This window comes from Fischerella major NIES-592, from assembly GCF_001904645.1.
In the GTDB taxonomy this organism is placed as follows: Bacteria; Cyanobacteriota; Cyanobacteriia; order Cyanobacteriales; family Nostocaceae; genus Fischerella; species Fischerella thermalis.
Map to the genome: position 1 here is coordinate 316991 of NZ_MRCA01000005.1, position 14159 is coordinate 331149.

General features: G+C 41.6%; 11 protein-coding genes. 6 read left to right on the plus strand and 5 right to left on the minus strand.

All coding sequences use genetic code 11. From position 1 onward, the window contains the following. Window positions 1-300: 300 nt before the first annotated feature. Window positions 301-1605 (minus strand): HhoA/HhoB/HtrA family serine endopeptidase, encoded by a 1305-nt coding sequence (locus NIES592_RS12180; protein ID WP_073555867.1) that lies wholly within the window; start codon window positions 1603-1605, stop codon window positions 301-303. Between the two features lie 166 nt (window positions 1606-1771). On the opposite strand from NIES592_RS12180, the gene dnaA reads away from it, so the two are divergent. Both dnaA and dnaN read left to right on the plus strand, forming a co-directional pair. Continuing rightward, a complete protein-coding gene (gene dnaA, locus NIES592_RS12185; protein ID WP_073555868.1) occupies window positions 1772-3145 on the plus strand; it encodes a chromosomal replication initiator protein DnaA in 1374 nt (457 codons plus the stop codon). 393 nt (window positions 3146-3538) lie between these two features. Continuing rightward, window positions 3539-4705, plus strand: a complete 1167-nt coding sequence (gene dnaN, locus NIES592_RS12190; protein ID WP_073555869.1) for a DNA polymerase III subunit beta — start codon at window positions 3539-3541, stop codon at window positions 4703-4705. Between the two features lie 3 nt (window positions 4706-4708). Here the strand turns inward: dnaN and NIES592_RS12195 are convergent, their stop codons facing one another. The 4 genes from NIES592_RS12195 to NIES592_RS12210 all read right to left on the minus strand — a co-directional run bounded on the left by NIES592_RS12195 (window position 4709) and on the right by NIES592_RS12210 (window position 10432). Continuing rightward, window positions 4709-8011, minus strand: a complete 3303-nt coding sequence (locus NIES592_RS12195; RefSeq protein ID WP_073555870.1) for a GAF domain-containing protein — start codon at window positions 8009-8011, stop codon at window positions 4709-4711. Window positions 8012-8503: 492 nt separating this feature from the next. Beyond that, window positions 8504-8779 carry a hypothetical protein gene (locus NIES592_RS12200; RefSeq protein WP_231936498.1) on the minus strand — a complete coding sequence of 92 codons (276 nt, stop codon included), beginning with the start codon at window positions 8777-8779 and terminating at the stop codon, window positions 8504-8506. Window positions 8780-8813: 34 nt separating this feature from the next. Further along, window positions 8814-10001: a TRC40/GET3/ArsA family transport-energizing ATPase gene (locus NIES592_RS12205; RefSeq protein ID WP_073555872.1), complete on the minus strand. Its 1188-nt coding sequence runs from the start codon at window positions 9999-10001 to the stop codon at window positions 8814-8816. A gap of 38 nt (window positions 10002-10039) precedes the next feature. Next, a complete protein-coding gene (locus NIES592_RS12210) occupies window positions 10040-10432 on the minus strand; it encodes a DUF2358 domain-containing protein (protein ID WP_009453782.1) in 393 nt (130 codons plus the stop codon). A gap of 184 nt (window positions 10433-10616) precedes the next feature. Here NIES592_RS12210 and NIES592_RS12215 point away from each other — a divergent pair, with 184 nt between their 5' ends. The 4 genes from NIES592_RS12215 to NIES592_RS12230 all read left to right on the plus strand — a co-directional run bounded on the left by NIES592_RS12215 (window position 10617) and on the right by NIES592_RS12230 (window position 13929). Beyond that, window positions 10617-11162, plus strand: a complete 546-nt coding sequence (locus tag NIES592_RS12215; protein WP_073555873.1) for an RDD family protein — start codon at window positions 10617-10619, stop codon at window positions 11160-11162. Between the two features lie 43 nt (window positions 11163-11205). After that, window positions 11206-11400 carry a 50S ribosomal protein L33 gene (gene rpmG, locus NIES592_RS12220; RefSeq protein WP_009453780.1) on the plus strand — a complete coding sequence of 65 codons (195 nt, stop codon included), beginning with the start codon at window positions 11206-11208 and terminating at the stop codon, window positions 11398-11400. Window positions 11401-11406: 6 nt separating this feature from the next. Then, the gene (rpsR, locus tag NIES592_RS12225; protein ID WP_009453779.1) at window positions 11407-11622 is read left to right on the plus strand and encodes a 30S ribosomal protein S18; all 216 of its coding nucleotides are present in this window, start codon (window positions 11407-11409) and stop codon (window positions 11620-11622) included. Window positions 11623-11883: 261 nt separating this feature from the next. Beyond that, window positions 11884-13929, plus strand: a complete 2046-nt coding sequence (locus tag NIES592_RS12230) for a ribonuclease catalytic domain-containing protein (RefSeq protein WP_062246684.1) — start codon at window positions 11884-11886, stop codon at window positions 13927-13929. The last annotated feature ends 230 nt before the right edge of the window (window positions 13930-14159 follow it).

Below are 14159 nucleotides of genomic sequence, written 5' to 3' on the forward strand. Positions count from 1 at the left end.
AATTGATGTAATTCGCTCAATTATCTCAAGCTCCTAATTATGACAATCAAAGATTATTAAGTTATTAAATCTTTTTGTTCATAATTCACGCCTGATGTGGATAGATATAGAGATTTATGTTCATTACGTCTGGAAAAAAATTATTATTTTTAGAAATCGACCACCCATACACACCGATAAACACAGATGGCACAGATGGATTTTCCGTGGGTGGTTAGGTGGTAATTGGTATGTTGACTATTCCCCATAATCTATTACCGCCTTTTTGAATTCACAGTCTTACGTGATTCATAATTCATATTAACTTTCACGCTGAACTGGCAAAGGAGCAGGTCTGACTGCAACTTGCAAATTTTGTCCATCGCGTTGTACTTGTATTTGTAAGGGGATTCCTATTCTACTGTTTTCTACTAATTTTTGCACTTGTTCAACATCAGTCACAGGCTGGTTATTGATACTCACAATCACATCACCTTCTCTTAGTCCTGCATTGGCTGCGGGAGAACGCGCTATAACAGCAATCAACAAAACCCCTTTATCTGTCGCTAGATTAATACCTAGTTTACTGATTCTCTCTCTAATTTCGGGTGTCAGTGTCGCCATTTGAATACCCAAATAGGGATGATCCACTTTCCCTTTAGCAATTAATTCTTGGGCAATTCTTTGTGCTGTATTGATGGGAATAGCAAAGCCTAAGCCTTGAGCGCCACGAATAATGGCAGTGTTCATGGCAATAACTTCACCACGAACATTTAGTAAAGGGCCACCAGAGTTACCAGGATTAATAGCAGCGTCAGTTTGAATATAATCAACACGTTTGTCGCTAGCACCGATCGCACTACCAGAACGTCCTGTGGCGCTAATAATTCCAGAGGTTACAGTATTGTCTAAACCCAGAGGATTACCAATGGCTATGACTGCTTCTCCTGGCTGTACAACATCAGAATTACCCAGAGCAATAGTAGGTAAATTCTGGGCATTTATTGTTATAACTGCTACATCAGTAACCGGATCTTCCCCTATGACTCTTCCATCAAAAGTCCGTCCATCTTTTAATCTTACCGTTACCGTATCAGCACCGTTAACTACATGAGAATTGGTCAAAATTTGACCATTGGCACTGATAATAAAACCAGAACCACTACCCCGTTCAACTCGCTGTCTGGGCTGTGGTTCATTACTAAAGAACCGGCGGAAAAATGGATCGCCAAATTCATCTGGTGGTGAAGTTATTGTTCTAGCAGAGTCAATGCGAACTACCGCGGGCCCTACCTTTTGTACCACATTGACTACAAAATTGGGATCTCCGGATGACTGCAAAATAGGAGGCGCAGCGGGAGCAGGGGCGCTTGTCGGGTTTTGTGCTTGAGAATTAGGTGTTTGATTCCCTGGCATATTAATGGGTAGGGAACAGCCCCCAAGGGATACAATTGTTACGCCACCCAGTAGCATGGATAAAATTGAGATTACTGATCTTTGGCGCGATGGAGTGTCTTGTGATGAGGTGGTGGGGAGAAAAATTTCTCCCCGTCTCCCGATCTCCCCATTTCCTAAGCCACTAGTGTTTATATTTCGCGTTTGCAAGTCATTGTCTGGTTTCTTCATCCGTGCTTACTTCTCCATGTGAAGGTGTCAGTGGTAGGATATTGCCTACCGGGGGAGTCCAAACAAAGATTACAACTTAAAAGCATATTCCTGGTCTAGAGTAGCTGAATGTTAAATTGGTGCTTGCTTATATTATTGTGACGATTACCAGCAAAGGTGGTAGATAATGGCAATTCCCATAGATAATCTGTGGAGTCAAGTTCTGGAACGCTTGCAGCTAGAGCTATCTCGTCCCACCTTTGAAACTTGGATCAAAACTGCTAGCGCTGAACGACTGGAAAATAACTATTTAGTCATTCGTACTCCCAACCCCTTTGCCCGTAATTGGTTGCAAAAATATTACATTAAGACAATTACTAATGTTGTTCAGGATATTCTGGGTCATCCTATAGAAATTTATATTACTGTTGCTCAGGGTGATGATGTGTCTCAGTTAACAGACAAAGAAGGAGCTTTATCATTACCATCTCCGAGCATTATTCCGGACAATGCTGCCAAAAATCCGCCTAAAACCACTGAATTAAATCCAAAATATGTATTTTCACGCTTTGTAGTCGGAGCCAACAATCGCATGGCTCACGCTGCGGCTTTGGCAGTTGCTGAATCACCAGGTAGAGAATTCAACCCCTTGTTTTTATGTGGTGGTGTAGGTTTAGGTAAAACTCACCTAATGCAGGCGATCGGGCATTATCGCTTAGAAATTTGCCCAAATTCAAAAATATTTTATGTTTCTACGGAACAGTTTACTAATGATTTAATCACTGCTATTCGCAAAGACAGTATGCAAAGTTTTCGCGAACACTACCGAGCAGCAGATTTGATTTTAGTGGATGATATTCAGTTTATTGAGGGTAAGGAATATACTCAAGAAGAGTTTTTTCATACGTTTAATACTTTACATGAAGCTGGTAAACAAGTTGTGATTGCTTCTGATCGCCCTCCTAACCAAATTCCTCGTCTGCAAGAACGTCTGAGTTCTCGATTTGCAATGGGCTTGATTGCTGATATCCAACCGCCAGATTTAGAAACTAGAATGGCTATTCTCCAAAAAAAAGCCGAATATGAGAATATCCGTCTACCAGAGAATGTAATTGAATATATTGCCTCTAATTACACCTCAAATATTAGAGAACTGGAAGGAGCATTTATTCGGGCGCTGGCATATGTTTCTATTTGGGGTTTATCTATGACGGTAGAAAATATTGCACCTGTACTGGAACCTCCTACTCAAAAGGTAGAAGCAACCCCAGAAACAATTTTAACCATTATCTCCGATGAGTTTAATGTGACGATTGACGACCTCAAAGGCAACTCACGACGGCGAGAAATTAGTTGGGCTCGTCAGATAGGAATGTATCTAATGCGGCAGCACACGGATTTAAGTTTGCCTAGAATAGGAGAGGAATTTGGTGGTAAAGACCATACAACGGTTATGTATAGTTGTGAGAAAATTACTCAATTAAAAGAAACAGAGCAAAACTTAGCACAAACGCTACGTCAACTGAGCGATCGCATTAATATGACAAGCCGACCTAAGTAGGAGATGGGGAGGTGGGGTGATGGGGAGGCAATTAACCACTAACCACTAACAACCAAAAATCAACTAATGACCCAATTATTAAAATAACTATAAAAAAGTATTAAGAATAAATTAGATTGTGGAAAATTCCTAATTAATTGTGGAAAACTCATAAAACTACTGTGGAAAACTTTATTAAGTACAATTACTCTGTGGAAAATCTTTCTAGTTTTTCCACAGATTTTCCACAATTTCCACATATTGTAGTTAATGGTTAGTAGTTAGTAGTTCTTTCAAATATTTACTCCCCCCACTCCTCACACTCCCCCCACTCCTCACACCTGTCAGACTCCCCATTCCCCTAACCTTGCCTAACGGTGTTACTATATCCAAACACACCAGCTAACTTTGACTATGAAACTCGTTTGTACTCAAAGCGATCTCAGTACTCACCTCTCATTAACCAGCCGTGCTGTTTCTTCTCGTCCCACTCATCCAGTTTTGGCGAATGTGTTGTTGCAGGCTGATGCTGAAACTAACCAAGTTAGCCTGACAGCGTTTGATTTGAGTTTGGGTATCCGCACCAGTTTCAGCGCTGAAGTAGTACAATCAGGAGCGATCGCAGTGCCTGCGAAACTGCTCAATGACATAGTTTCTCGTTTACCAGAGGGAGAAATTACCCTAGACGATGAATCATCAGCTACTGACAATTTACCAGACTATAACGGTTTAATTGTCACACTCACACCCAAGAGCGGACGTTATCAAGTACGAGCAATGGGGGGCGAAGAGTTTCCAGAACTACCTGTCATTGAAAATGCTCAACCTATGCAGTTCAGTGTTAGTACATTGATTGAGGGTTTACGGGGTTCATTGTTTGCCACTAGTGCTGATGAAACCAAGCAAGTACTGACTGGTGTGCATTTAACAATCAAGCAAGACACTCTAGAATTTGCCGCTACAGACGGACATCGCCTCGCAGTCGTGGAAACTACCAATGAAAGTCCAGATACTAATAGTGAAGATGGTTTAGAGGTAACAGTACCAGCAAGAGCCTTGCGTGAACTAGAGCGAATGTTGGCTCATAGTTCTGAATCTGAAGAACCTGTAGCGTTGTATTTCGATCAAGGTCAAGTAGTATTTGAATTTGGCAATCAACGCTTGACCAGCCGTACTCTAGAAGGGCAGTATCCGGCTTACCATCTCCTCATTCCCAAACAATTTCAAACAGAATTGACACTAGAAAGAAAGCAATTTTTGAGTTCTTTAGAACGAATTGCTGTACTCGCAGATCAAAAGAATAATCTTGTGAAAGTCAGCCTCAATGGGGATGCTCAAGAAATTACCTTGTCTGTGGAATCTCAGGATGTCGGTAGTGCAATGGAAATCATGCCAGCCCAGATATCAGGAGAAGATATAGATATAGCTTTTAATATTAAATATTTAATGGAAGGTTTAAAAGCTTTGCCAGCTTCGTCCATTCTTATGCAGATGAATACAAACCTTACTCCAGTCATTTTTACCCCTTTGGGTGGTTTGAAAATGACCTATTTGGCAATGCCTGTTCAGTTGCGTAATTGAAAATTACTCCTGCTGTCGCATGGGAATTTCAATCCAGAACTCTGTACCTAATCCTGGGCGGGAGTCACATTTAAAAACACCACCGTGTTTATCCACAATTATTTGGTAACTAATCGAAAGTCCTAAGCCAGTACCTTTACCAACTGGCTTGGTGGTGAAAAAAGGATCAAAGATACGATTAATAGTCTCTTGTGATATACCAGGGCCATTATCAGCAATTCTGATGACAACACTGGGGGTATTGCCAGAAATTTTACCCACAGCTGTTCTGATTGTAATTGTCGGGATATGAGTTTCTGAGATAGACTGCCTTTGCTGCTCTAGCGCATCGATCGCATTACTCAAAACATTCATAAAAACTTGATTCATTTGTCCGGCATAGCACTCAACCAAAGGTAAGTCACTGTATTGTTTAATTACCTGAATAGCACAGCCCTCTGGTTTAGCCTTAAGGCGATATTGTAAAATCAGTAGTGTATTGTCAATACCTTCGTGAATATCAACAGGCTTCATATCCGCTTGGTCAAGCCTGGAAAAATTTCGTAGAGACAAGACAATTTGACGGATGCGTTCAGTGCCTATCTGCATGGAAGTCAGCATTTTCGGCAAATCGTCAATGATAAAATCTAAGTCAATTTCTTCTGCTCGTTCCCGAATTTCTGGATTGAGCTCATGGCAGTGCTGCTGGTAAAGAGCCAGCATATTTAGTAAATCTCTGGCATAGTCATTAACATAGTTGAGATTGCCGTGTATGAAATTCACAGGGTTGTTGATTTCGTGGGCCACACCCGCCACTAGTTGACCAAGCGAAGACATTTTTTCGCTTTGAATCAACTGAGTTTGCATTTGTTGTAAGTCATGTAGTGCTTCAGCTAATTGTTCTGCTTGTAACCTGGTTTGACTAAGTAAATCAGCTTGCTCAATTGCCACACTCAGCTGGGCTGCAACTTGAGTAGTAAACTGAATTTCTGATGGTTGCCATTGCCGAGGTTGACTACACTGGTGAATGCAGAGTAAGCCCCAAAGTTGGTCGCCTTTGGATAAGGGTACAACTAAGTTAGCTCTAATCTGAAATTGTGCCAGAACTTGAAGGTGACACTCTTGTAATCCAGCGTTGTAGATGTCAGCTACTGCTTGAATTCGTCCTTGGGCATAATAGATGGCATACTGTTCGCCAAAGCAGTGATCGTGAATTTTGGCACCCAAAGCAGAAGGAAAATCTGGTAAAACGTCTTCTGAAACGAACTCACCATTATTCAAATTGGAATCGCAAGCAAAGTGAAATATCCCTACTCGATCAGCATTCAAAGAACGTCGCACTTCCCGTACACTGGCAGCAAAAATATTATCTAGATCCAGCGATTCCCGCATTTTTGCAACCACTTCAAACAAAATTCGTTGTTGTTCTGCTACCTGTTGCAAGTGTAGAGCTTGCTGCCGTGTTTGAGCGAGTAATTCTGCTTGCTGGAGTGCTACCCCCAACTGAACTGCAATCTGGGTAAGAAAGTTAATTTCATAGGTTTGCCAATGCCGGGGTTTGGTATGCTGATAAGCCGCGAGTAAACCCCAAAGTTTGTCCCCAACAAAAATGGGAGCAAGTATAAAAGCTTTAATCTGGTAATGCTCTAAATTTTCCAGATGACACTGCTCAAACCCCATTTGATATATGTCATCGACAGCAAATGTTTCATTGTAGCGGTAGCGTCCGCCTTGGGTATCTTGTAGATAGGTGTCGTTCCAAACTAGATTCACGCCTAATTTAGAGACATTTGACAAGTTGGGATTAATAGCCTCGAAATCACCAACAAATTCACCACCCCATTCAGAATCGAAGCGATAAACTGAAACACGTTCAGCTTGTAACAGCTCGCAAGCTTCTTTAGTGGTGGTTTGAAAAATAGTGTTGGCTTCGAGAGACTCACGAATCTTGGTAATGACGCCAAATACAGCCTGTTGTTGTTCAGTTGCTTGTTCCAGTTGCTGCGTGCGCTGCTGGACTTGCTTTTCTAGGTTGGTATTGAAACTTTGTATTTGTTGGTACAACCTGTATTGCTGAATCGCTGAGGCAAATTGTTTACCAATTTCCCTAGCCAATTCAATTTCTGCCAATGTCCATTTGCGAGCTTGTGCCTTTTTAGACTGACGCCAGACCTCAAACGATAGGCGAGGATATTGTTGCCGACTATCCGGATCAAATTGTCCTGCCCAAAGTTTTTCTGTGTCTATTTCATTGCAGAAAATACTTAAATAACCTAGTAACTGCTGACGATATTGCAGCGGTATCATCAACATGCTACGAATTTTAGTTACTGCAAAAGCTAGTTGCAAGGTACGCAAGCCTGGAGTTGCATAAATATCTGAAATTGCCCAGACATCATATTCACCAGACTTGTAATATTCTTGCCAGACACTATACTGTTCTAGGAATGGGTATACGGTTTGTTCTGGAATCGCAGGCTGTTGTCCGTAGGTATAAAGCTTGACACAGTCATTTCCAGGTATTAAACACTCATTTAAGCTTCTGGTGTTGCTGCTGTGAAAATTTGAGGGATCATCTCTCACACAAAGCCTACCACCAGCACCACCAAAGGCAGTAACTGCCGTTTCTAAGGCTGGCTGTAATGCGATCGCAGGTAGTGAATGCAATAAGGTAGCAATACGGTTGACAATAGTCTCCCTTTTAGCTTGAGTACGAGCTTGAGTCAGCAGATCACTGTGAGCGATCGCTACTGACAGCTGTTCAACCACCATTTGTAACACTTCAATTTCATATTCACTCACCGAACGTGACAGGGAATGATGAGAAACCAATAAGCCCCAAAGTTTATCCTGATGGATAATTGGTACTACAATACTCGATTTCACCCCCATCGCCTTTAGGTACTCTACATGACAGGGATCTACAGGACGGTAGTGGATATCTTCGGATAAAACCTCACCAGTATCCAAGTCACGCACTATACTGTGACCAATCTGCTGATTATCCAGATCAACAACTGATCGTACTCGTGACTTAATAAACAACTCACGAGCATGGGACGGAATATCATCCGCAGGAAAGTTTAACCCCAGCAGTGATGGCAACTTCTGATCATTTATTGACTCAGCAATCACCTGACCACTATCATCATCATGAAACTTATAAATCATCACTCGCTCTGTACCGAGAAATGACCGTACCTCCGCCACTGTTGTTGTCAGAATTTCTTGTAATTCTAATGAGCGGCGAATGCGGTTAGTAAGGCGACGCAACAAGTCTTTTTGCTGAAGATTTGCTTGCAGGTTTTGTTCCTGAGATAAAGTCATTTTTTTATCAAAAAATATCAGCAGAATAATTGACGCTATTACCTACAAGGGTGGCGAGCCGGATGCAAAAATTAAAAGTGCTTTTGTTTAAAGCTTTTTATTTCAACTCACATGCAGTACTGCTGTACGGCGAAAATAAGTAGAGAGTAAAAAAGCAGCCAAAATGCTTATTTGATAAGCATAATTTTTTGCTTTTTGCATGTTTGTTCTCATGCATGAGCAGCAAATATAAACTATTTTTCGATTTATTTAGTAATTTTGTCTTCAGTAAAAGTACTAGTAAGTTGATTAAATAATTTAGGACTTACGCAGTGGTTACGGTAAAACGAACCGCAAAGGACACAAAGAACGCAAAGGAAAGAGGCTTTCAGAGGTTTTTTGCGTAAGTCCTCTAATTTACATAGTTTTATTTATCTAATTTAACAACCCTAAAGAAACTCAATTCAAGTATGTGGTAAATAACACTCGCAGCGATCGCAACAATACATAGCATTAACAGACAAGATCCCCGTATGATCGGACCTTGATATATTGCCTATCAAGTTGCAAGCAATCTGCAAAACTTTCCATCACGGGTTGATTTTTTATGCAAAGCCTACCACCAGAACTACCAAGGGTAGCAATCGTTTCTGCTAAAGCTGACTGATACTCAATTGTGGGCAATGAATACAGCAGGGTCGTGATACGTTTGATGGTGGCTTCCCTTTTGGCTTTTTCACTAGCTTGGGTGAGGAGAGTACTTTGGGCGATCGCTAATCTAAAATCCAAAAAGGTATAAGGTGGGCAGTACCCACCCAAAAAATTAAGTATTTCCAGCCTCAGCAAAGCGAATTTTTAAATAATCTTCTTCCATTTTTGCTCCTGCTGGTTGTAGTGCAGCTAATGCTTGTGGTAAGACCAAATTACGGCGATGATTGCCGATAGTAATATTTAATTCATCGCCTGTTTTACTAAGTTGAATTTGATTTTTAGGAATACCAGGTAAATACAATTCCAAACTGTATTGATTTTTATCTTGTACGACTCTGATTGTGTTTTCTTTATAGTAAACCTGAGTGGGATCTTCATCTTGGTAAAGTGTTTCCTTGAGACGTTCTAGTGCTGCCAAACCGCACATTTCTTCCGAGAAAAGAGGTACTTCTTTTACAGGTAAAGGATGGAAATTTTCGTGAATCTCCTGACGATATTGTTGTTGATTCTCTTTCCAGCGTTGGAAAAATGAGTCTTGGACTTCTTCGGGAATAATGCGATTAGCAACAACTAAATCTGTGGCGACATTGTATAAACTCAGATAGGCATGGGCGCGGAGAGATTCTTTAATTACCATTTTTTCAGGGTTGGTGACGAGACGCACTGAAGTTTGAGTATTATCAGTTAAGACTTTTTCTAATGCTTCGATTTGTTGGTAAAACTCATAAGGCGCATCCATCACCTCTTTGTCTGGCAAAGAAAAACCCGCGATCGGTTTAAACAGAGGTTCAACCAAAGGTCTAAGGGCAACAGAAATATTTTGAAACGGTTTGTAAAAACGGCGCATATACCAACCACTGACCTCTGGTAAACTCAGCAGCCGTAATGCTGTACCAGTCGGGGCAGAGTCGATAATCAAAACATCAAAATCGCCTTCATCGTAATGGCGTTTCATTCGTACCAAGCCAAAAATCTCATCCATGCCTGGTAAAACTGCCAATTCTTCGGCTTGTACCCCATCCAAACCTCGCGCTTGCAAAACTTGAGTAATATAACGCTTGACAGCACCCCAGTTTCCCTCTAATTCTTGTAGCGCATCCAGTTCCGCACCCCACAAGTTGGGGCGAATCTGACGAGGAGTGTGTTCTAGTTCTAAATCAAAACTATCTGCCAAAGAGTGGGCGGGATCTGTACTCAAAACCAGGGTACGATAACCAAGTTCTGCACAACGCAGTCCAGTGGCGGCGGCTACAGAGGTTTTACCTACACCGCCTTTTCCGGTCATTAAAATTACTCGCATGAATGATTCTGTCTTGTATGAGAAGTATTTACATTTATTTACATTATCGATTGTTTGGTAAAGAAATGCTGTTTGATTACATCTAGACGCGAACAATTCCAATAATCTATGTGAGAAATGATCAAACCGTCACAGTTGAGGCGCAATTCACTCCAACCAGGGATAGAAATACGTGGTTTCCAGGGTAGGGGACTATTCCAACTGAGTGTCCACTTGGTTTTAATGGTGTCTCCTTCTTTTTGGATATCATGCAAATCCATTTTGGGATTTAAAAAAAAAGTCTCAATGAATTTGATCATCAGCTTGTATAGCTGAATACCCCGAAATTTAAACACTTGGTCTTGAAAATAAACGTTTTCAGCGTAGATGCTGTAAGTTTGATTGGCTGGAAATCTTTGATAGTCCTCTTTGAGGATTTGCACAATATCCATAGAAATGATTGGGGATCAGGAATAGGTGATTGGGGATTGGAATAAAACCTCTTAGTATTAGAGTAGATAAAAAATCAATTATTTGTAATCCACTTTCTATGTCCACTCAGTGGCAATAGCTCAAAATTAATCAGTCTTTGACTCTCAAAATTTCATAATTCATAATTCATAATTCATAATTTTTATGACTATTGAACGCATACCCCCACCAAACTACCCCAGAGTTGAATTTGGGCGACGAATTATGGCATTTGGGATTGATTTTTTGATTGTTTGGTTAGTTAGTTCTCTATTGGGAACTAGTTCGCTTGGTATTCAATTTCTCCAGATATTAGTTTTTGCGATCGCTTGGTTGGTGTTACGAGTGGTAGTAGTGTATAACAACCAAGGGCAAAGTTTGGGGCGTTATGCTTTAGATATGAGAGTACTGGCAGTCGAAGGAGGAAGAGTACCAGATTTACAGACTCTGTTGAAACGAGAGGCGATCATTGGTGTGGGTGCGCTTTTACTTGCGATCGCCTCAAGCAATATTATCCGCAATCCCACTGCTATACTGCTAATACTTCCCCTAGCCATAGATTGTGGTACAGCTGTATCTGATACCCAACTGCGGCAAGCTTTGCATGATCGCTATGCTAGAACTATAATCGTCTCGGCAAGACGTGGCTATTCGCTAGATATAAAAATCAAGCGAATGCTTGAAACTTTGCAGCGAAATGTGCGAAGATAGATATTTGTGTTAATTATTCTCAGGCTTAATTGTTTGTAAAGTTATGGCTAAGGCTAAAGGTGTCCGAATTATAGTGACACTGGAATGTACGGAATGTCGTACAAATCCAGATAAACGCTCTCCAGGTGTTTCACGTTATACCTCGACTAAGAATCGTCGTAACACCACAAATCGTCTAGAACTCAAAAAGTTCTGCCCCCACTGCAACAAACATACTGTTCACAAGGAAATTAAATAGGCAACCATGAGTTATTACCGTCGTCGTTTGTCTCCGATTAAGCCGGGAGAACCAATTGACTATAAAGATGTAGACTTGCTGCGTAAATTTATCACTGAGCGCGGTAAAATATTGCCCCGTCGCATTACCGGATTGACCTCTCAGCAACAGCGAGCGTTAACATTAGCGATTAAACGCGCTAGAATTTTGGCTTTATTGCCGTTTATCAACGCAGAAGGCTAACTAGATTGTGGATTTTGCGAAAAGTTTGATCGCCGCAAGCCGGCGTTCAAAGCTTTTCAAAGCTGATTTCGGATTTTTAGACGAATCAGCTAGGTTTATGTAGCATTGCACTTGGCGTTTGTGAGTCCAAAATCTAAAATCTAGAAAAGTTTAAGTGTAAGATCGGCTTATCAAGCATAAAATCATTCAGATTTGGGATTTAATAGTAAGTTATTTAATCCAAAATCTAAAATCTAAAATATTTTATTCAGTGCGAGGCTTGTGGAGAAGGGGACCCTAGTTGAATTTAGACTTCAAGGCGATCGCCGTTTGGGTGTGGTAGATCGTCCAGACGGCAAAACCCGTTGGTTCGTAGTTGATGAACGGGGTCAGTCTCACAGTCTCGCGCCTAGACAAATCACCTATATAGTTACCGGACAAACTTATAAATCCTCACAAATTGCTAGTTTTCTCGAAGAAGTAAAGCCTTACTTAGATCCATCAAGCTTAGAAGTAGCTTGGGAACTGCTAGTAGAGGATGGGGAAGCAGTGACGCCACAAGTCATGGCAAGCTTACTGTTTTCGGAATCACAACCACCTCAGTGTTATGCTGCTTACTGGTTACTATCAGAAGATAAAATCTATTTCAAGCAAAAGGGAGACTCGTACGAACCCCGCACAGCCGCCCAAGTAGCAGAACGTAAACACCAAATAGAAATAGAAGCACTCAAAGCAAAAGGACAACAAGAATTTTTGGCTCGTGTAGAGCAAGCACTCAAAGGTGAAGCAGTCGAGTGGCAAAGACATGACCGCCACCGCTTAGAAGCTTTGGAAAAATATGCAGCACTGCTTGCCGATATAGTGCGTGTAGGGCTAAATTATGACTCTCTGGCTCGTGCCTATCCGCCGCCAGCACCAGTCCTGGAAACGATGAACATGCTAGGACGTTCTGCAACCCCCCAAGGAGCCTTACAATTATTGGTAGACTTGGGTTGGTGGAGTCCTCATGAAAACTTATTTCTGCGTCGTTCCTCAATTCCAGTTCAATTTCCTACAAAGGTACTAGAAGTGTCGCAACAGCGATTGCAATCACCACCGCCTGATCCAGATGTTAACCGCCTGGATTTGACCTACCTCAAAGTGTACACGATTGATGATGAAAGTACTACCGAGATAGACGATGGTTTGAGTTGGGAACAACTTCCAGATGGTCGGGAAAGATTGTGGGTACATATCGCTGACCCAACACGATTTTTGATGCCAGAAGATGAGTTAGATCTAGAGGCCAGAAAGCGGGGTAGTACGGTTTATTTGCCAACAGGTATGGTTCCCATGTTTCCAGAAATATTGGCAACCGGCCCCATGAGTTTAGTACAAGGACAGGTTTGTTGCGCTCTCAGCTTTGGAATTATATTAGATGCATCTGGTGCGGTAGAAAATTACAGTATTCACGCCAGCTTAATTAAACCTACCTATCGCCTCACCTACGAAGATGTAGACGAAATGCTGGACTTAGACGTGCAAGCGGAACCAGAAATTGCCGCCATAGCCAGATGGGCAAACAAGCGCAAAGCTTGGCGATACGCCCAAGGAGCCATCAGCATCAATATGCCAGAGGCAATGATTAAAGTCAAAGAAGACGACATCAAAATCTATGTTTTAGATGACTCCCCCTCCCGGCAACTAGTAGCTGAGATGATGATACTTGCTGGTGAAGTTGCTGCCCGTTATGGTCAAACTCATCAGATTCCTCTGCCTTTTCGTGGTCAGCCCCAACCAGAATTACCCCCCGAACAAGAATTACTCCAGCTACCAGCAGGTTTCGTCCGTGCTTGTGCTATGCGTCGCTGTATGCCTAAGAGTGAAATGAGCATTACACCAGTACGCCATGCGGGTTTAGGTTTGGATACCTACACTCAGGCTACATCTCCCATCCGCCGCTACAGCGACTTGCTTACCCACTTCCAGATCAAAGCACACCTGCGGGGCGATGTTCCACCCTTTTCCGCTGAACAACTCAAAGAAGTGATGATGACCGTTAGTACCATCACCCAAGAAGTGACAATGGTGGAACGCCAGACAAACCGCTATTGGGCATTAGAATACTTGCGCCGTTGTACGGATAAAGTTTGGCAGGCAACAGTATTAATGTGGTTGAGAGAAGATAGCGGTTTAGCATTAATTCTTTTGGAAGATTTGGGTTTGCAGTTACCAATGTCTTTCCGACGTCCTTTGAAGTTGGGTGAACAGGTTTTAGTGAAAGTTTCCCACGCCGATCCACAAAAAGACGTGATTCAATTTCAGGAAGTAATTTATCAAGAAGCGTGAAGTCACGAGTAAGTTCATAAATCAAACCGGATTCGTATAATTGCATATTACTAATTTAGTAATACAAATGAACTAAAAAAAATAGCCAAAATTGGGACTTACGCAAACAATAGCCGAAGCCCCTACAACGTTGAGTTGTGCGTTATTCCTAAAAATAATAAGATAAATTAGTTTACAATTAACTAATAAAAAAGTTTATGGGGAGTAACAAACAAAAAATAAAGTTTTAA